Origin of the sequence: Chitinophaga solisilvae (assembly GCF_009928525.1) — a bacterium.
Classification (GTDB): Bacteria; Bacteroidota; Bacteroidia; order Chitinophagales; family Chitinophagaceae; genus Chitinophaga; species Chitinophaga solisilvae.
In genome coordinates this window covers 493,178-512,506 of record NZ_JAABOK010000004.1, presented here as the reverse complement: position 1 = coordinate 512,506, position 19,329 = coordinate 493,178, and the positions used below count along the sequence as shown (strand labels likewise).

General features: G+C 47.5%; 13 protein-coding genes and 1 tRNA gene. 11 read left to right on the top strand and 3 right to left on the bottom strand.

Going from position 1 to position 19,329, the window contains the following annotated elements:
* Positions 1-6: 6 nt before the first annotated feature.
* From GWG06_RS10505 to GWG06_RS10490, 4 genes are read left to right on the top strand one after another with little or no spacing between them, the layout of a single operon-like run.
* Positions 7-3,219, top strand: coding sequence for a lantibiotic dehydratase (locus tag GWG06_RS10505; protein ID WP_160713123.1), 3,213 nt, complete (start codon positions 7-9; stop codon positions 3,217-3,219).
* Positions 3,197-5,401 carry a peptidase domain-containing ABC transporter gene (locus GWG06_RS10500; protein ID WP_160713121.1) on the top strand — a complete coding sequence of 735 codons (2,205 nt, stop codon included), beginning with the start codon at positions 3,197-3,199 and terminating at the stop codon, positions 5,399-5,401. The genes GWG06_RS10505 and GWG06_RS10500 overlap by 23 nt, the downstream gene beginning before the upstream one ends.
* The gene (locus tag GWG06_RS10495; RefSeq protein WP_160713119.1) at positions 5,398-5,808 is read left to right on the top strand and encodes a hypothetical protein; all 411 of its coding nucleotides are present in this window, start codon (positions 5,398-5,400) and stop codon (positions 5,806-5,808) included. The genes GWG06_RS10500 and GWG06_RS10495 overlap by 4 nt, the downstream gene beginning before the upstream one ends.
* Entirely contained in the window at positions 5,805-6,344 is a 540-nt protein-coding gene (locus GWG06_RS10490; RefSeq protein WP_127040882.1) for an aspartyl/asparaginyl beta-hydroxylase domain-containing protein, read from the top strand. The genes GWG06_RS10495 and GWG06_RS10490 overlap by 4 nt, the downstream gene beginning before the upstream one ends.
* On the opposite strand, the gene GWG06_RS10485 is transcribed toward GWG06_RS10490, so the two are convergent.
* Positions 6,341-7,471 carry a lanthionine synthetase LanC family protein gene (locus tag GWG06_RS10485; protein WP_160713117.1) on the bottom strand — a complete coding sequence of 377 codons (1,131 nt, stop codon included), beginning with the start codon at positions 7,469-7,471 and terminating at the stop codon, positions 6,341-6,343. The two genes, GWG06_RS10490 and GWG06_RS10485, sit on opposite strands and share 4 nt — an antisense overlap.
* 14 nt (positions 7,472-7,485) lie before the next feature.
* On the opposite strand from GWG06_RS10485, the gene GWG06_RS10480 reads away from it, so the two are divergent.
* Positions 7,486-8,016, top strand: coding sequence for a hypothetical protein (locus GWG06_RS10480; RefSeq protein ID WP_160713115.1), 531 nt, complete (start codon positions 7,486-7,488; stop codon positions 8,014-8,016).
* Between the two features lie 155 nt (positions 8,017-8,171).
* Positions 8,172-8,242: transfer RNA gene (locus GWG06_RS10475), tRNA-Glu, on the top strand.
* A 221-nt stretch (positions 8,243-8,463) separates the two neighbouring features.
* On the opposite strand, the gene GWG06_RS10470 is transcribed toward GWG06_RS10475, so the two are convergent.
* Together GWG06_RS10470 and GWG06_RS10465 are read right to left on the bottom strand one after the other, a co-directional pair.
* Entirely contained in the window at positions 8,464-10,860 is a 2,397-nt protein-coding gene (locus GWG06_RS10470; protein ID WP_160713113.1) for an outer membrane beta-barrel protein, read from the bottom strand.
* Positions 10,861-11,251: 391 nt separating this feature from the next.
* A complete protein-coding gene (locus tag GWG06_RS10465) occupies positions 11,252-11,950 on the bottom strand; it encodes a DUF1826 domain-containing protein (RefSeq protein ID WP_160713111.1) in 699 nt (232 codons plus the stop codon).
* Positions 11,951-12,219: 269 nt separating this feature from the next.
* Here GWG06_RS10465 and GWG06_RS10460 point away from each other — a divergent pair, with 269 nt between their 5' ends.
* The 5 genes from GWG06_RS10460 to GWG06_RS10440 all read left to right on the top strand — a co-directional run bounded on the left by GWG06_RS10460 (position 12,220) and on the right by GWG06_RS10440 (position 19,328).
* Positions 12,220-13,431, top strand: a complete 1,212-nt coding sequence (locus GWG06_RS10460; protein WP_160713109.1) for a hypothetical protein — start codon at positions 12,220-12,222, stop codon at positions 13,429-13,431.
* Positions 13,432-13,714: 283 nt separating this feature from the next.
* The gene (locus GWG06_RS10455) at positions 13,715-14,638 is read left to right on the top strand and encodes a terpene synthase family protein (RefSeq protein WP_160713107.1); all 924 of its coding nucleotides are present in this window, start codon (positions 13,715-13,717) and stop codon (positions 14,636-14,638) included.
* A gap of 356 nt (positions 14,639-14,994) precedes the next feature.
* Positions 14,995-17,079 (top strand): hypothetical protein, encoded by a 2,085-nt coding sequence (locus tag GWG06_RS10450; protein WP_202182990.1) that lies wholly within the window; start codon positions 14,995-14,997, stop codon positions 17,077-17,079.
* A gap of 102 nt (positions 17,080-17,181) precedes the next feature.
* Positions 17,182-18,654: a cytochrome c family protein gene (locus GWG06_RS10445; protein ID WP_160713105.1), complete on the top strand. Its 1,473-nt coding sequence runs from the start codon at positions 17,182-17,184 to the stop codon at positions 18,652-18,654.
* A gap of 143 nt (positions 18,655-18,797) precedes the next feature.
* Positions 18,798-19,328, top strand: a complete 531-nt coding sequence (locus tag GWG06_RS10440; RefSeq protein WP_160713103.1) for a thioredoxin family protein — start codon at positions 18,798-18,800, stop codon at positions 19,326-19,328.
* Position 19,329: the final 1 nt, after the last annotated feature.

Sequence of the window (19,329 nt, the reverse complement as noted above, 5' to 3'; positions counted from 1 at the left end):
TGCCATATGAAATTTAACGTAGAAAGCTTTGGTAAATTCATGTACAGAATCCCGCAGTTCCCGCTGGAAAAGTACCTGGACGCCGGCAAATACCCGGATATCAATAGTTATTTGAAAGATATACTGGCCTCTGCTGAAGTCCAGAACGCACTGTTTTTTGCATCAGATAATTTCCTGAAGGAAGTTACTGTTTTCCTGGAAGGCGGCATCGATGAAAAGGACTTCAAACGCATGCAGGGATTCCAGATGACCGCGCTGAAATACCTGAACAGAATGGCTACACGCTGCACACCTTTTGGCAGCTTCGCCGGGCTGGGCATCGGTACGCTTAGTCAGGAGCCTGATCATATAGCCCCCAAAGCAGCTTTAAAGGAACACCTTTACTGGGATACAGCCTTTTTACTGTCTGTCATGGAAGCGCTGACGGATGAACCGGAAAACAGGCCGTATATCCGTTTCTTCCCCAACAACAGCATTTACTGTGTCAGCGATATACACCGGTATATTGAATTCAACTATGACAGCGCCGGCAGAAGAAACTACTCCCTGTCTACCTTCCGGATGAACAAATACCTGTCGGTAATTCTGGAAGCTGCCGCGGCAGGGCCGTCTTTCAATGAGCTGGCAGCCGCCATTACAGACGATGATATAACCCCGGACGATGCGGCTGAATTCCTGCATGAGCTGATCAATGAAAGAATTCTGATCTCCGAGTTTGAACCCTGGCTGGTAGGCGCGAGATACGAAGATCAGTTGCTGGAGCTGATCGGAAAGAAACTGCAGGCAGGTATCCCGGACCTGCCATCTGAACAGCGCTTCCGCGATGTATGGAACCTGCTGAAAGAAAAAAACGACATTACAGCCGCTTTACAGCCATCGGACAACAACGTGGAAATCTTCCGGCAGCTGGCGCTAAAAGCAGAAAAATTCCCGCTTAAATTTTCCAGCACCGACTATTTCCAGATGGATGCGGAAGCAGAGGCCGCAGCCAACCTCTCCTACGACGCAGTCATCAATGTGAAAAACGGAGTGAAATACCTTTTCAAACTCGCCGGAATAAGCCGCGGCGCTGAGTCACTCGACGCCTTTAAAAAGAAATTTGAAGCGCGCTACGAACAGCAGTCCGTCAAACTGGTGGAGCTGATGGACCCGGAATATGGCATCGCCTATAATTCCCTGTCGGAAAGCCTACTCTATCACACGCCACTGGTAGATGATGTGCCGGTGAACGAAAGACCCGCCGGAACAGGGGTTACGCCGCTCATGTGGGATAACCGCTTCCACACGTTCCTGTTCCGCAAGATCCAGCGCGCACAGCAACAGCAAAGCCACGAAGTAGTCATCACTCCGGCGGAACTGGAGCAGTTTACTTTTGACATGGATAAAATTCCGCCCACGCTGAATGCCTTTGTCAGTATTGTACCAACCGGATCCGGGAAGCCGCTCGTTCACTTCAGAGACTGGGGATCTGATACGGCGCTGACCTTACTGGGCCGCTTCTCTATCATGAATGAAGAGATGCAGGAAGTAACACGGAAGATTGCGGACTTTGAAAATGCCTGCTACAGCAGACAACAGTTTAAAGTAGCAGAGATCACGCACCTCGCAGATCCGCGCCTGGGAAATATTACCACCAGGTCCAGCCTGCGCGATCATGAGATCGGATATATCACCAAATCCAACAGCACCGCGCCCGGCATCATCCGCGTAGATCAGCTGTATGTCAGACTGGAAAACAAAGTCTTCTATCTCTACAATGACAGGAATGAGCGGATCATTCCGGTGCTCTCCAATGCACATAATACCAATAAGCACATCCTGCCACTGTATAAATTCCTGTACGACCTGCAGAACGAGCATATGGAAGGGGTGCGCTACATGAGCCTCAATCTGGGACCTATCAATAAAATACTGGAACATGTACCCCGCATCAGGTACGAGAACTATATTTTCAGGCCCGCCTCCTGGTCCATCTACCAGCGCGAATTCACCGACCTCTGGGACCTGAATCCTGAAGGCAGGCTGGAAAAAATCAGGGCTGTACTGAAAGAGAAAAATATTCCGGATAACTTCTTTGTCTTCGCCGGCGATAACAGGTTGTTTATTGACATGGAAAAATGTCCGTACCCGTCAGTGATGGTGCTGGCAGATATGCTCGCTAAAAATGCCATCCTGATAATAGAAGAGAACCTGTACGCCGGCGCGGATCAGCAGCTGATCCGCAATGAACAGGGCAACTACCTGCATGAGATCATTATTCCTTTCAAAAATCAGCATCTCCTGGAAAGTAAGCAGGAATACCTGCACCTGAACGCTACCGTATTCCCGAAAGTAAGCAGAGACTTCCCCCCCGGCTCTGAATGGATATATATCAAGATTTATACAGGCGTTACCAACGCAGATAAACTGATACGGGAGTACCTGCCGGCAATGACAGCGCGGATGAAGCAGGCCGGACTTATATCCACCTGGTTCTTTCTGCGTTTCCATGATCCGGAGTCGCATATCAGGCTGCGCTTTCATCTGCGCGATGTAAGCCGCTACGGAGAGCTGTTCCGCCTCTTCTACGAGGTAGTGGGGCCGTTCATGAACAACGACTTTATCGACAGAATATCCATGGATACCTACAAACGTGAAATTGAACGCTATGGCGGCCCGGAAAGGATTGCGGCGGCGGAACAGATTTTCTGCCTGGACAGCGAAGTATCTGTGGACATATTACAGTTGCTGGACAAGGGCGGTCATCCGGCACTCAACTGGCTGCCGGCCGTCGTAATTTTTGATGTGTACATGGATGCCTTCTCCCTGAATCTGCAACAGAAACATCAGTACGTAACGGAGAGCAGGGACTGGTTTGCGGTTGAATTCAGAGCCAACAAAGCCCAGCGCCGCAAAATGGGAACGAAGTACCGGGAACATTTCACGCTGCTCGAGCAGGCACTCAGGGACCGGAAACTGCCATTCACCAATGCCCCGGAGATAGCTGCCGTTATTGAAGATTACAGCCGGAACCTGCGCGGGCTGGTACTTGCCGCATATCCTGACAGCCACCAGCAGATAGGTCCCATGCGCAGTTTTATGCACATGTTCCTCCTGCGTTTCCTGCTGGCCAAAAACAGGATGCACGAGTATACGATATACTCTTTACTGGAGTTGTACTACAAATCAATTATTGCAAAGCGTATAAATATCTCTGATGCGATTGTTCAAGAAAAGTAGGTTACGGTTTTATCATCAGATAAATGCAAGCGACTGCGGAATTACCTGTCTGAGAATGGTTTGCAGCTATTATGGCAGAAAATTCTCCGCAGACCGCCTCGCCGGTATCGTAGATACCGCCAATATAGGTACGTCTATGTCATTGCTGCGCGAAGGTGCTGCCCTGTTGGGTTTTAACGCGGAAGGGCTCGTACTGCAGCAGTTGCCGGACATAGAAAAGCTGCAGGGCGATCTGCCCTGTATCGTACACTGGAAAGGCAATCATTTTGTGGTACTGAAAAAGATCGGCAAACGGAATGTTACCGTTGCAGATCCGGCCAGGGGCATAGTAGTGATGAGCAAGGAAGACTTCTATGATCATTGCTTTGCCGGCAATCCGGGTTCGCGGAAGGCCTATGTGCTGAGCCTGCAGCCGGAAGCACGCTTCTTTGAGCAGGAAAGCGATCCCTCTACCTTCAAACCCAGAATGGCCTTTCTGCGGCGGCAGCTTGCGCACAAACGCATCTATTTCATCGTACTCATCACAGGGTTGATAGTAACGATGCTGATGCAATTTCTGTTGCCGTTTCTTACCAGAAACCTGGTCGACGGCGGCATTGCCTCCGGAGAACTGAAGCTGGTGCAATACCTGCTGCTGGCCCAGCTGGTGCTGATCCTGAGCAAGAGTACTTTCGAAATACTGCGGGGCTGGATTGTTACGCATCTCAGTATAAGAGTGAACTTCTCGCTGGTACACAGCTTCCTCTCCAAGCTGTTCCGGCTGCCGGTCACTTTTTTTGAACGAAGAAAAATAGGCGACCTCCTGCAACGCGTACGGGATCACCAGCGGGTGGAAGTATTCATCACGCGGTATGTACTCAGCTTCATCACTTCGGTACTGTCCCTGATAGTCTTTACCACGGTGCTGTATATCTATAACAGCGTATTTCTCCTGCTGTTTGGTGTTTCAGCCCTGCTGTACCTGTTGTGGATATTCATCTTCATAGAAGTAAGAAAGAAGAATGACTGGGAAAGATTTGAAACACTGTCGATGAACCAGACCATCCTGACCCAGCTGGTCAGCGGTATCCAGGACCTGAAGATCTACAACTCTTCCGAATTCTTTATCTCCAAATGGAAACACAACCAGGAAAAGTATAACGGTACCCTGTTCCGGTCGCTGCGCATCGGGCAGATACAGGAAACCGGCGCTACAATCATCTTTGAGATCACACAGCTTTTCATCATCTACTATTCCGCTAAGCTCATCATCGGAAATAAGCTCACGCTGGGCGCCATGCTGTCCATACAGTTTATTATCGGACAGCTGGTAGGGCCGGTACAGAATATTGTATCCTCTATTCTGAACGGCGTAGAAGCCAAACTGAGCTTCGACAGGATTTTTGATATCTGGATGAAAAAGGAAGAAGCCGGCTTACAACATACGGTAAAGGGAAGCCACCAGGAAGATATTTATTTCGAAGAGGTCACCTTCAAGCATGCGAAGCTGGACGCCGATTTCACTATCGACAATCTCAGCCTGCATATTCCCCGGGGTAAAACTACCGCCATTGTAGGACCCAGCGGCGGCGGTAAAACCACCATCCTCAAACTGCTGATGGGATACTATACCGGCTATTCCGGCCGGATAACGGTAGGTAATACGGATTTCAGCACCGTTAACATCGAAGACTGGCGTAACCATATAGGGGCGGTTTTACAGGAGAATTACATCTTCAATGAAACCATCGCCAGAAACATTGCCTTATCGGATGAAGTAGATATGGAGCGGCTGGAACGTGCGCTTAAAATTGCCAATATCTATGAGTATGTCTGCGCCCTGCCGCTGAAATGGGATATGATGATCGGCGCAGATGGAAAAGGTATCAGCCAGGGACAGAAGCAAAGGCTGATGATTGCCCGCGCCGTATACCGGGAACCTGAACTGCTGCTGCTGGATGAAGCCACCAATGCGCTTGATGCAGAAAACGAACTGGTGATCATGTCTAACCTGAAACAATTCGCTAAGGGCAGAACCCTCGTCATTGTAGCGCATCGTCTCAGTACCATCCGGTTTGCCGATAATATCGTGGTCTTTGATAACGGAAGAATTGTTGAATCCGGAACGCATGACCAGCTGCTGGAAAACAAGGCAGCCTATTACAAACTGATCCGACAACAACTGCAAACTATAGAAGAATGAAGCAAGACGCCGTAATTCAACAAAATCCGCGCAACCTGCTGATCATCGCATGGCTGGTATATCTGCTGGCCGGAACAGGTATGCTGCTGCTGCTGTTTTTCTATCATCCTTCCAGGATGATGCCGCATCCAGTGGTGATACAGACCACCGAAGGAACAACCGGTCTGTTACATACCGGATCCTTGCAGCTGGACAGCGCCCGTCATTACAATCTGAAAGTAACTGCCAACGGAAGGGACTATTTCATTCCGTTAACCGTAAAGCAACGGTCCGCCGCCGGCGATGGCTACCAGGTACGGCTGCTGCAGCCGGATACGCTGCTGCTACGCCGGAAAAATATGAATGGTATCATCTACATACAGGAACATACAAAAATTACCTTACTTAAAAATCTGTTAAGCATATGAATGACTACAAGGAATTCTATGATGTAAAACATGAAATATTTGATTATGTGCTGGAGAATACAGAAGTCTTCTACCAGGAGTCTGCGGAAATATACCGCAATAACTTTTTCCTGGACTGGTACAACAAACACATCTTCAATCAGGGATGGCAGGTGCTGGGCCTGCGTTATGAAGGTAACAACTTCATCAACGAGGTCGTGAAAAAACATTGCGCGGGGTTATATACGCTGCTCACAAAGTATGATGAATACATCTACAGCATCGCGTATTCCTCCCTCAAGCCGGGAACCATTATTTACCCGCATTTCGACAGGATGCGGCCGCACAATGTATTGCGCTCTCACCTGGGGCTGCATATTCCTGCAGGTGAATGCGGTATTAAAATCAACAACATCGAAAGAGGCTGGAAGAAAGGAGAACTGATGATTTTTGATGACAGCTACACGCATGAAGCGTGGAACAAAACAGACGAAACACGTATCGTGCTGCTGGTAGATCTTCACCGGGATATGATCCTGCAGGAGACGGCCGTTTAAGGAAGATACAGGAAGGAGCAGAATCTGTCATCCTGCAGATGCCGGCTCATCAGGGCAACCAATGCACCGGTGGCGCCTTCCGCGAAGGTAAGCGGCTTCAGCTGACTGGCGGGCGTTTCCGGTGATGATATGTTCAGGGCGGCAACACCTGATTCCTGCTGTTGCTGCCACCATAATATATCGCCGGCGCTGATGGCAATACCTTGCTGTTGCATGCGTTGCAGCCACAGACAGATGCCACTGTACCCATACAGGATGCCATTATTATCGATACCGTTACGGTCTGCCGATTGCCTGCCCGCGCTGAACTGTATGCCGCGCTCAACAAACTGCAGCAAAGACAAGTCGCCCGTGGCCTGCGCTGTCTTCAACAACGCCGTGAAGATACCGGCATCACCGTAACAGATATTGAGCCGCGAAAAAGAAGGATGACCGAAGGCATGCGGGAAGTAAGTATGATGTACGGCCTCTTCCTGCTGATGCGACAGCAGATAGGTGCTGAAGCCTTGCAGCAGGCTGCGGCAGGTATCCGGCAAAATATGCTGTTGCAGGCAACCGGCAAGGATCAGCAACAGAAAAGATATACCGTGAATAATACCAGGTTGCGCCGGCTGACCAGGTTGAAGCGAAACAGCATAACTGCCTGATTGCTGAACGCGTGCAGCGATCTGTTCTATGAAGGTATTGATCAACGGATGCCGCGATCCGGTATACAACAGGTAGTATATCTGGAACCCGGCGCCGGAGAATCCGTCCAGCTGCTGCTGTTGCAGTTGTATCGTGGCAGCTTTCACGAGCATATCGTCTGTATGTTCCAGCAGTTCAGTAATATCCTGTCCGCTACTGATTTCTTCCTGGTACAGCCGCAGAAAGAACGCCAGCTCGGTAAGCTGAATAAAGTACTGGTCCTTACTGGCCATAGTGGTCATCTGTTCAATTGCGGCAGCTGTCAGCTCATGAAATGCAGCCAGGTCAGCTGCTTCCTGCAAGAGTTTATACTTGTACAGATAGAAAAGCGCGATACCACTTTTACCATAGGAAACATCGAACCTTTTGAAAAAAGGAAGATGCGGTTGCAGATACTGATTCCATTGCTGCAGTTGACGGAGGTGGAGGGATGATAACATTTAAAATAAGGTATATGATACTGGAAAGATATGAATGTTCTCAAATAAATGAAAATGCTTTCGTATTTGCTACGGAACTGGGCAACCAGTACTGTATAAAGTTTGAAGAGCACTGGGTGGGCAGCTCCGGCTATTTGCCCGGTATCGGGGAACGAATCAGCATCTGTGAAATGACATTTGAAAGATGGAATATTGTCAGCAATGCCCACGACCCCAAAATAGCTGCTACTATTGTGTTTAAAGGACTGGAATACCTGCGCCGGAATCAGGTGGTGTTTTATACGGCAGACAATCCCTCTAAGCGCGACAAGGAATTATTCAGACTGTATCATATCTGGTTCTGGGCCCTCAAACGTGTGGCAAAGGGCGCCGAAGGCGCGAAAGCAGCCTTCGCGGATAAAAAAGATAAAGTAGTGGTATACGATGACAAGGAAATTTTCTTCTCCTGTTTTTATATGACGGACTACTGGGAACCGGAGTTAGACTACTGGTTTTTTGAAGTGCTGAAAGAACTCTATCCGGGTAGTACTATCAGAAAATACTAATTGATTGCAGCATGATCAGGCAACAAAAATCAACTGGATAAAAATGAGAAAAAAAGTAAAAAAATCTTCATCAAAAACTTTGTTTTTTCATCACTTATTACATATATTTGTTTACATAAGAATTCAGTATATCTCTTTACTGTATTACTTATACAGCTCGTTAGTCTAGAGGTTAGGACGCAAGATTTTCTTTCTTGAAGCAGAGGTTCAATTCCTTTACGAGCCACCTGAAAAAACCGGTTAGCATATATATGCTAACCGGTTTTTTTTATAACCCACTTGGGTTAAATAATTACGAATTGCGAATTACGAATTACGAATGTAGAAGCGAAGATTAGCGTGAAGATTTAAGGAGACAACTATTAAACATCCACTTAAATCTTCACGCTAATCTTCGCTTCTACATTCGTAATTCGCAATTCGTAATTCGTAATTACTGATTACTGATTATTGATTCTGAAACCTGCTCATATTCTCTGCATTATTATCCGCCGCAGGCTTGCTTACTTTCTTCAACCCTCCGCTGATGCGGTAATTTACGGTCAGGCGGAATCTGTTCACATTCAGATCACGCAGATAGGTGTTAAGGTAATTATCGTAGAAATTGGTATAGCGGTATTCATAGGTATTGAAGATATCCAGGTACTTGGCGCCGAAGTTCCATTTTTTGCTGAGATAATAGGTGAGGCCGGCATCTGCCTGCCAGCGGTCGCCCTGTGTTATCTGATAGAAATAGGCGGTAGATCTGTAGAAGACAGATGTTTCCAGCACCAGCTTCCGGGTGATGAAGTAGTTGTTGCTCCAACTGATGGTAAAGTATTTTGACAGGTCCTGATTCACGCCCTGCAGCGGAAATTTGCCGTTGCTGTAATAACGGAACATTTCTCCGTAGAAGTTGAGATTACCTTCCAGCTTATGTTGCAGGAGGCTGTAGGCTGCAGACAGGCTGATATAATAATCATTGACGTTTACCGCATTTTCCGGCCGTATGGCGGTGTAGGGAGAGTTGTTCAGCTGTGTGCCGGCAAGCTGTACCTGGTCATTCAGGCGTATATAACCAATGTTGGCCGTAAGAAAACCGGCGATGTTATTTTCCAGGGAGATGGTGTACCTGGTAGATGGTTTCAGGAAAGGATTGCCTTCCTGATATTTATATTCGCTGATATAGTAGCGGTAGTCGTTGAGCAGCTGGTAGTCCGGGCGGGAAAGTCCTGCACTCAGCTTCAGCATACCTGAATAGCCGGGCTGCTGATAAGTGATGGCCGCGTTGGGCAGAAAATTCGTATAGTCCTGACGGATAGTGCCCGACATACCGTTAACAGTAGCGGTTGCCGTATGTTCCAGGCGGCCGCCGGCTATGAATCCGATGCGACCACGCGTATATCTGAGTGTGGCATAGGCCGCGCTGATTTTCTCATCATAGGAAGTGGTATTGGAAAGTTGTTTGTCGAACACCGGTCCTGTTGGTTTGATGGTATCATAGCGGGCGTTGTTGTCAATGCGGCCGGCGCTGTATTTGACACCTGTTTCCAGTACCCAATGACGGAAATTTTTTTCCAGGTCTGCCTTAATGATATGCTGATACCCCTGCAGCGGCAGGTATCCGGCCTGTAGTATGCTGCCATAGCCTGTTGCCGGCGATCTGCTGTTTTCAATATCCTGCCGTTGCCGGATGTAGCCGTTGATATAGCCGTAGTTGACAGCCAGCAGGGAGCCGGCAGTATCAGGCCTGAACTGGTAAATCAGGTTGGCGGAGGTAAGGTTATTCTTTATTTCGTCGTTTCTTTTATACTGCTGGCGGTAGTTCAGCGGAGCGCCGAAGTGGCTGGTATCGGTGAAGTCGCTCTGACTGTTTTTCCAGGTGGAGCTGATGTCCAGCATAATTTTACTCTTATTACTGATGGCGTAGCTGAGGTTTTCATACAGGGCCGGGCCGGAGGAACGTGTATGGGAGTTGCGCTGGTAGCCGATGTCAGCAGTATTGGCGTGCTGCTGGTCATAACTGATCCGGCCATCTTCGTTGTAGTAGCTATGGTTGCTGGCAAAGCTGACGGAGGTGCTGCTCTGCAGTTTTCCGGTGAGCAGCATGGCGTAGAGGTTATGGTTATTGCTGACGTATCTGTCTATCAGCACATTGTTGGCGAAGTTAATGTTGTAGCCGTCCAGTGTGCGCTGTTTCAGTACAAAATTGATAACGGAGCCACCGGCGGCATCGTATCGTGCTGCGCCGCCGGTTACTACTTCTATTTTGCTGATGGCGTTGGCGGGAATAGATTTCAGCAGGCCGGCCACCTGGTTGCCTACGAGGTTCTGCTTAACACCGTTGATCAGGATGGTGACATCTCCGCTCCCGTTAAGGCGGATGTCTTCATTCTGCTCTACCCAGAAGCCTGGTATCTTTTTGAGTATTTCGATGGAGTTGTCGTTATCTGCACCGGGGAGTACGCCCGGATCGTATACAAGTTTGTCGCCCTGCATGGTGAGCAGTTTCCGGGCAGAGGTAACTTCTACACCTTTAAGTTGCGATGTGGCGGGCGTCATGGCTATCTTCATGCCGGTGATGCTGGCTTTCAGGGTGAGCGTCTGTGAAGCTACCGTCTGATAGGCTATATGCGAAACGGTGAGTTTGTAAACCCCGTCGCTCAGATTCTCAAAGGAAAACATGCCAGCTGCATTGCTATGTATCATCAGCTCCTGTCCCTTTTCCGGCTGCAGTTTCAGCGATGCATCAGGAATAACGGCTCCGGATATATCGGTGACTTTGCCCTGTATGGATAATTTGTTTTGGGCGAACAGGGAACAACTGATTAACAATAAAAAGATGGAATGAAAAACAGATTTCATTGGTACCGGAATTAAGAATTAACTACAGTGATTTTGGTTTGGCCTGGCCTTCCTGACACAGGGGAATAATACATCTGACGTTCTAAAGAAAAGGGATACTGCTTACGCGCTCAACGTTATAAATATAAATGAATATTTCGTATTCCAGTCATAGGGAGAAAAATATTTCTGAAGATATTTTTCTCAGGAGAATAGCGGAGAAGAAGAACAGGAATCTTCCGGAGTTTACCATCGTTTTATCCGGCTTGTTGTCCAGGCGCGGGCGCGCTGAGCAGGACAGGATGCAGGGCATATGGGGCCCGTATATCCTATTACACCTTTTGCAGCAATCAAATCCTCAGTAATTCCTATTTCTGCTGAGATTTCTCATACCATTATTAAAAACTTCTTTTCAGCAAATCAGCAGCAACCGGCTCTCACCCGGCTTCTCCCTTGGCGCACGGTGAAGACAAGGCGGCACCTGGCTTCCGGGATGATCTACTGCCAGCCGCCACAGGTTACCAGTACCCAAACTCATTACATGCGCATCAGGGTCAGCCTGGTAGTGCAGATCAAAGAAATTTTCTGTCAGGAATGCTTCAAACCCTTCTTCAGCACCACCATATAACCTCCTGAGTTCATCACGTATTTCCGGAATCAGCACTTTCTGCCGGCCCTGCGCATTGGGCAGGATGTCGCTCGACTCGCCATAATAGGTACATAAAAAGGTACTGGTGGGTATTGGAGAACGATCTACATGAAAAGAATATACATCAGTCGGAAAAAACGGGTAGTCATCATCCTGATGATAGTTCCTGATCACATTAAGGCTGGGCTGTGCGCCATGAGCCGTCAATAGCGCGAAATCCCCTAACAGGATCTCACGGGCCAGGTTTCCCTGTTCACTCAACTGCAGCGCCTGAAGTTCTTCCGGTTCAATCTCCGTTATATTGCCACTCTGCACTACCTTTTTCACAATCTCAGCAAAATCACCTGTCAGATTACGGGTCCAGCAAATGGCATTCATTACGCCACAGAAAGGCGTAGCAACAAGATCTTGAAAACTTGCGACATAACGAATCTGTTTTTCTTCCTGAGATAAATCTTTCATAAAATTCCGGTATAAATATAAAACCACTTGACAACAATATAAGGGATGATAGCCTGCAAGCCCCCTTTCCATCGCTGCCGCGCCATAAAATTAGTTAATGACAACCAATAAAACAGCCATTAAAACAAGATCAAAAGAAATGTAGTAAGACGCTGCTTATACGCAAAGAAATTACCTGTGCTTCATTACCGCATCGGCCCGGAATATATTTATCAGACAATTATTCAACCATAGATAACCCGGAATTCTGTTCTTTAAAACGTAGCAATATGACATTTAAACTCGCCATGACAGCCACTATGATGGCTTTAATCACATTGGTTTCCTGCAAAAAGGATACAATAACAACACAACCCGACTCCTCTCCTGCTTCAACACCTAAACTAAAGGTAGAAAACGGCATCATTCACTTTAAGGATAATCAGGAATTCATCCAGACCATGTTGGTTATAAACAGTCTGCCGGCTCCCCAAAGAGCAGCATGGGAAAAATCAACAGGCTTTGCATCATTGCGAAGTAAATATGAGGAACTAAACAGGGAACTGAATAAGATGGAAGACATCCGTGATGCAGCCGGATTCTATGCAGTAAGAGATAAATACAGGAACATCGCTGTATGGTATGCAGACAGCTCTTACCAGATTAACTGCAGCGGCATCATGGAATCTTCCGTCGTAAATGCTGACGGCCATGTCAGGGTAGGCGACAATTTACTGAGCTTCCGGGAAGACATGATAAAGTCAACGCCTGTTAGTGCTGACAAGAACGCCAGGGGAACTGGTACGGAAACTGTCATCTGGAAAAAGTCTCATAAAGGTTCCTATCGTCAGGAATATAAATCCCAGCTTTCCCGGACTAACACCAACAAGACAATTTATGGAAGCGCCCCTCCCCCAGCAAGTTTCAGCCTGAGTCAGGGAACTATCACGCAGGATGCCGGTACGAATATTTATGGCTATGTTCAGTACAGACTATGGAATGCTTCTATCAATAATCAGAACATGGGGTTTGTTTCCGTTCATTTATGGGTTGAGTACCGCAACTTTCTGGGCATTCTGCGCAGAGGTGAAACGACAGGTCTGGGGCATTCGTATGTTAATCAAAACGTAGTTCTGGCCGTCGATGGTTATAAGTACCTGAGTGAACCTCTTTATACATCAGGAGGCTGGCCTATAGGATCTACCATATGGGCAATAGGGAAGAACTGGCAAAACTCTACCAGTGAGGACGCAGAGATTGTAGCCATTGCCTCCTCCGGATTAAAAAACAACAGTGTACCTACGCTGGGATTATTATCTGCCCAATTTAACTTTGCTGATCAGTTTTTAACGGAAAGCGGTGCTCCCAATAATTACTGGGCAAGATATGAGCCATTTGCTACCTCAGCATCATTTGGGTTCAATATTTCTGTTCAATACAGCGCCAAGGTAAATCTCATAGGACATAACGGTCCTTATAATTTCACCACAGAATATAAGTAAGAAGTACCTTCCTTATCAATATCAATCTGCATTATACCTCATCCCTCCTGCCCGGCAAGACAGGATGAGGTATCATCAATTAAGTAAAGACTTCTCATAACAAATATTAAAATAACAAAAGTCCTGATCAGTTGTTTCATTATCCCTGTAGGATGTAAATCAATGACTACCATCCGGCAATACCTCGTGCTGATATCTTATCAGCATAATTCCTGCAACATAAACAGCAGCATTACTGACTGTTCTTCAATCGCATATTTCTTTAGGAATAACTGAAATACTTATGATGACAACAATTCTGCAAAGGCTGGATTATCCATTTCCACATGCCGACAGTCCGTATGCCCCAGCCATACAGGACTTCGTTACCACCTGGATAGACCGGTTGCAGTTACCAGACCACATCGTTGCCAGGTACCGGAAATCGCAGCTGGGAAATCTGGGAACACGTTTTTATCCATTTGCCGGCAGAGCTGTTCTGGAAGCCGCGGCACTGCATCTGCTGCTTTTTTTTGCATTCGACGATTTATATGCCAACCAGGATCCGGAGGTGCTGCAGCTCCATGCCGACCAGGCTATTCATCATCTGCAGGGGCATACGACCAACAGCACTTCTGCTGTTATCAGGGAATTTTCATTGCTGCGGCGGCTACTTCTGGAAAACGCAAATGAAGCATGGCTTCAGCGATATATCAACAACATAAAACAATACTTTACATCGATGATAAGTGAAGCCTACTTTACCCGAACCGGTATCTTTCCGTCGGTGTCGTATTATAAAATAATGCGGGAGCAACTGGTAGGGCTTCATCAGATGACAGACCTGCTTGAACCTGCCAATCAGACCTTTCTTCCGGCCGGTATTATCAGCTCTCCCTTCATTCATACCCTTCGTAAGAGTGCTGTACTGGCCATGAGCTGGCTGAATGATATTGTTTCTTACCCCAAAGAGCTGCGGGAAGGAGAAATATTCAATCTGGTGCTGCTGATGACACGGGAAAATGGAGACAACCTACCGGCAGCCATGGATGCGGCAGTTCATTTGCATAATAAGGAAATTGCGCATCTCATTCAGACTGCTGCCCATCCGCCGGATTTCGGGAGCTATAACGATGCAGTGGCCGGATACGTAAAAAGTATACAATATATGATTACAGGCCATAAAGTATGGAGTGAACTTACCGCCAGGTATGTAGTGGCAGACTAAAACATGATGAGGTTACCGACCCCGGACAAGCCGGTTACCACAGGCAGAAAATAAAAATCCAGGGCTTATCCGGCTGGCCATCATCACACACAGACGCACCTACACTTCAGCACATTTAATTACTTAGGATTCCATACTAAAAACATTTTCACACATCTTCCATTATATTTTTTCACGACCTGTTAATATACTAAAAATACTCCTGTTCAAAAAGGGTATTTTTCCCCGGTCCGCTCATTTAACGATCCTCTACCTTTGCCACTACTAACGGGCACTCCTCTATTCCCTCAAACTATCCGAATGCCCTCACATACGCGTGTTCTCTCTCATTAAATAACCATGTAAAACAAATCGAAATGCAAAGCGTAGAAAAAACTGCCCCAGACAAAAAAGCCGCTGCGGCCACTTCCGGATTTCATTTCCGCACGCCGGCCGACATCCAGGATTTTGCGAACAATCCGCCCAAACAAGCCCTGATGAATAGTCTTTGGAGTAACCACCTCAATGGATTCACCCAACAGGGCATGTTAAATAATCCCTGGAATTCTATCAATACGCCACCGCCTACAAATTATTACAACCCGATCGACAACAACCCTCCGAGCAATGCAGCCAATATTCAATGGCTGGCCTTTCCGGGAAGACTCGAATACAATTTCCCCGGCGAATCACAGGATAAGTTGTATGAAATGGCTGATACCGGATCAATGCCCGGACAAATATCCAATGACCCATGCGGTACAGGACAAAATGTTGCCTATTTCCCCTATGGTCCGAGAGGCTGGCAAGACGAATATTGTGAATGGGCGGTAACCAGGAATGATGCAGGAAAAATTACGCGCATCGATTTCACCTGCGAAAACCCTGAATACTGGAACACCCTATGGTCAGTAGACCCTAACCAGGTGCTGGCTTTGTATCAGTCTATCCTGGACAAGCCGCAGATCACCCTGGAAGATCTGTCTGTACCCGGCATAGTGGATCCCGTTACCAACCAGCCGGTGTACAACCCCTTAAACAAATGGAACAGCGGACCGGTATCCGGTGCTGGCTCCGGAGGCGCTATTCACCTGACCAGTACGCCTAACACCATACAGACTGAGATAGGCTTGGCCACAACATCTACCATTCAACGCTTCAACCCTCCTCCCCCTCCGGCTACTACAAATACAATGTGGCCATCGTCGCAATACAATGATTTAATCTGCGTAGGCCAGTTCGGTCAGCGGTACCGCAACAGTGATCCTAATATCGGTGGTGCGGTAAATTATTTCGTTACCCAGGGAATGGTGGTGACACTGGCAGACCCTCCGGGACTGTACATTCAGATGCCTGACTTTTCCAACTACCAGACCCCTGATAAAACGGATGCGTCTACTTTCTGGACTATTAAGCGTGGCAGTAAAACGCTGAAAGATCAGGATGGAAATCCGTTGCCGGGGAATTTTATTCTGCACGCCGTCTATGAAGTGCCTGCCGATAAGGGTTATACCGTAAGTGATATTACTATTTCCGGGAAGCCCATTAACTGGGGCTCCCAGGTGGCATACACCTTCAAAATGCAGATTGTAGCCAGTGCATTCACCGGCACCGTTCCTCAGGGTTATGAACCCGTTGACAGTACACCTCCGGATGCAACCTACGCGCAACCGGTTCAGTTATTCTATCAGGACTACTTTGATACTTTATACAATACACAGGTGCCTAACCCGGTAAATCACCCCATTCCTTTATTAAGTAACAGTACCTATATACCTGCTGTTATCAACATGGGGGCTACAGCTGCCAGCATGGTGCTGATAGTGGACACCTGCACCGCGCAGCCCGGCCAGCCAGGCACCTATCCTGCGGTAACCTTTGATGATTCCAATATTACAGCGCAGGTAACTGCCGTAAAGGATAATATCAGCTACGCCGTACCGGGGAACAGCCAACCCAGCACCTACAAGGCCATATATATCACGGTAGCCGTTGGCAACAATGCCAGGGCCGGGCTGCATGGCGTATATGTCACCAATGTAGGGCAGCCACGTTCAGTAGCGATGCCCGCGCTGCTGTCAGTAACCCCTGTAACCGTTCAGTCCACCATTGCCTGGCAGAATACCGGCGTGGTACTTAACGCCGGTAACAGGGCTACTATAAAATATACCACGGGCCTATGGACTGCCAACCCGGCCGATAACGGAGGTAAACTGTACAATGCAGCAGGTAACCCCAGCTTTTTCGCCGCCCCTCCGGGCTATCCGATGGCAGGGCAAAACATCGGCGCTCTCGTTGGCAGAGTTGGCAATACCATTTTCATGGTTGGCCTCGAGGCAACTGTTCCTCCTAACCTCAGCGGAGAATTACAGCTGTGCATCAATGATGACCTGAACAAGCAATACGGCGCCGGATTAACTGATAATATAGGAGCTGTCTCTGTTACAATTGATGTAAGCTGATTACAGCCAAACATCAGTGTCAGACCAAATACATGCAAGAGGTACATATTACTTATATGTGCCTCTTGCATATCAGCACCACTTCATTTAAACCATGCAAAAATGAAAAGATCCTTATCTATCATCGTTATTACATGTACCGCCCTGCTCATCAGTCAGTTTATCATTACAGCCTTCAAACCGGGTAACGGAAACCGTCAGCGGCCGGTATCAACCAACAGCTGCAACTGCTACGCCAGTTCTCCGCTCTATAAGGTGGTTATCAATTTCAATAACAAGGTACCGGGAGATCTTCCCGCATTTAACAATCAATCGCAGGCAGACTGCTTTGCCTGGCAGGAGTTCATTACCTTAAACTGGCCGGTTGACACAGCTGCATATTTTGGCGCTCCCAGAGATTTTTCACCTGTAGGCTGGGAGAAATATATGCCGCTGGATGTACTGTTCCAACCAGGAGGCGTACACCCCTCCGGATGGGGTACACTCGTTTCCCCGAAATACGCCGCTAAATTTAAAACGCAGGACCTGGTGATGAATTTAACAGATACGAAACTGTTAACCTTCACGACCAAATTTGCCGTTGACTCCACTTTCAGGCTGAATCCGGACCAGGCAGCGCCTATGGACAAACCCAACTGGCTCGGTGCACAGAATAATACCAATTTATGGTATGAGATTAAACTGAATAAGGACTATTATGATTTTGTCATCAAAAACGGCTACTACAACGCCATTACACAACATGATTCGGTGCGGAAGGGTGTTCCCATTAATTTTCCGCAAGGTCAGTATAATGGCCCTGAAGGCGCTATAGAGATAAAAGCCGCCTGGATGGAGGTGGACAACATCAATTCGCCCAAATGGGAACGTTATAAACTCTCCAAAGCCACCGTATATGATTCTGCTTCCGGAAATTTAAGAGAAACGAATGTAGCACTGGTTGGCCTGCATATCCTGCACAAAACACAGAATCAACCTACCTGGGTATGGGCTACCTTTGAGCAGATAGATAATGTGCCGGACGACAGCAGGCCCGCCCCCCCGTACGGGTATAATTTTTACAACGGGGCCTGTACTGCCCGGCAGGTAAACTTAAACGGAGGAGGCACAGCTACCGTAGGTTGTACGCCCAACACCTCCCCTCCTTATTACCTGTCGCAGGCGGCTCCCGTACCCATACAGCTCACCAGATCCAACGCCATTGACAAGGCGGATGCTTCGCCCATCAATGACAGCATGCAAAACAATATCAGGAGATTTTACCCCCAGTCTGTTTTCCAGTACTATGAACTGGTAGATGTCATCTGGTCGCAAACATTACAGCCAGACAAGACAACACCCATTCAGGCGCCGTTTCCACTAAACATCTCTGCTATGCTGAGCGGCGCTCATATAGTAGCCAATACTACCATGGAGAGCTATGTACAAAATACCAACACCTGCTATAGCTGTCATAAATTCAGCACCATTGCACCTTTCCCCGCTGATTCCGTAAACAATAATATCTTCGGGGATTTCAGCTTCGCGATATCTGCTGCTCAATATCCGGTGACAAAAGCAAAGAAGAAACGCTGACCGTACTGTTCCAATATGCTGAAAAGCCTTACAATGAATCATTGTAAGGCTTTTTTGTTCCCGGCCAACCGGAAACTTACCAAATCCTAACTTTTCTTTATCTTACCATCCACTTTAAAATCCTGTTATAAAACCGTTGCCATATGAAACCAATCAGATTATTATTTGTCATGATGTTCCTCTCCTTCACGGCTGCGCGGGCGCAACAGCCTGCCTCTGCAGACAAAACACTGAAGGAAGCCTCCACACTGGCAGCTAAATCGAAGAAGAACGTATTCATTATTTTCCATGCTTCCTGGTGCGGCTGGTGCCATAAAATGGATACAGCCATGAATGATATATCCTGCAGGAAAGCATTTGACGATAACTTTGTAATCCGGCACATCACAGTAATGGAGTCCAAAGAGAAGAAGGCGCTCGAAACACCAGGCGGCGCAGAGATGCTCGCCAGGTATAACGGAGGCAACTCAGGTATTCCCTACTGGCTGGTATTTGACGCTTCCGGAAAACTGCTGGCGGACAGCCGCCTGAAATCACCGGAAGGAAAACTTGAAAATGTAGGCTGCCCTTCCAAAAAAGAAGAAGTCGATTATTTTATCCAGGTACTCGAAAAAACTTCCCGCATGAATGCAAAACAATTACAGGCAGTCAGAAAGCGGTTCACCGGGATATAAG

What these genes read in the sequence shown, in the direction of transcription:
- GWG06_RS10485 (WP_160713117.1), bottom strand. Translation starts at nt 7,471, where the DNA reads ATGTTATCATCCCTCCACCTCCGTCAACTGCAGCAATGGAATCAGTAT.
- GWG06_RS10470 (WP_160713113.1), bottom strand. Translation starts at nt 10,860, where the DNA reads ATGAAATCTGTTTTTCATTCCATCTTTTTATTGTTAATCAGTTGTTCC.
- GWG06_RS10450 (WP_202182990.1), top strand. Translation starts at nt 14,995, where the DNA reads ATGCAAAGCGTAGAAAAAACTGCCCCAGACAAAAAAGCCGCTGCGGCC.
- GWG06_RS10465 (WP_160713111.1), bottom strand. Translation starts at nt 11,950, where the DNA reads ATGAAAGATTTATCTCAGGAAGAAAAACAGATTCGTTATGTCGCAAGT.
- GWG06_RS10500 (WP_160713121.1), top strand. Translation starts at nt 3,197, where the DNA reads ATGCGATTGTTCAAGAAAAGTAGGTTACGGTTTTATCATCAGATAAAT.
- GWG06_RS10490 (WP_127040882.1), top strand. Translation starts at nt 5,805, where the DNA reads ATGAATGACTACAAGGAATTCTATGATGTAAAACATGAAATATTTGAT.
- GWG06_RS10440 (WP_160713103.1), top strand. Translation starts at nt 18,798, where the DNA reads ATGAAACCAATCAGATTATTATTTGTCATGATGTTCCTCTCCTTCACG.
- GWG06_RS10505 (WP_160713123.1), top strand. Translation starts at nt 7, where the DNA reads ATGAAATTTAACGTAGAAAGCTTTGGTAAATTCATGTACAGAATCCCG.
- GWG06_RS10495 (WP_160713119.1), top strand. Translation starts at nt 5,398, where the DNA reads ATGAAGCAAGACGCCGTAATTCAACAAAATCCGCGCAACCTGCTGATC.
- GWG06_RS10460 (WP_160713109.1), top strand. Translation starts at nt 12,220, where the DNA reads ATGACATTTAAACTCGCCATGACAGCCACTATGATGGCTTTAATCACA.
- GWG06_RS10480 (WP_160713115.1), top strand. Translation starts at nt 7,486, where the DNA reads ATGATACTGGAAAGATATGAATGTTCTCAAATAAATGAAAATGCTTTC.
- GWG06_RS10455 (WP_160713107.1), top strand. Translation starts at nt 13,715, where the DNA reads ATGATGACAACAATTCTGCAAAGGCTGGATTATCCATTTCCACATGCC.
- GWG06_RS10445 (WP_160713105.1), top strand. Translation starts at nt 17,182, where the DNA reads ATGAAAAGATCCTTATCTATCATCGTTATTACATGTACCGCCCTGCTC.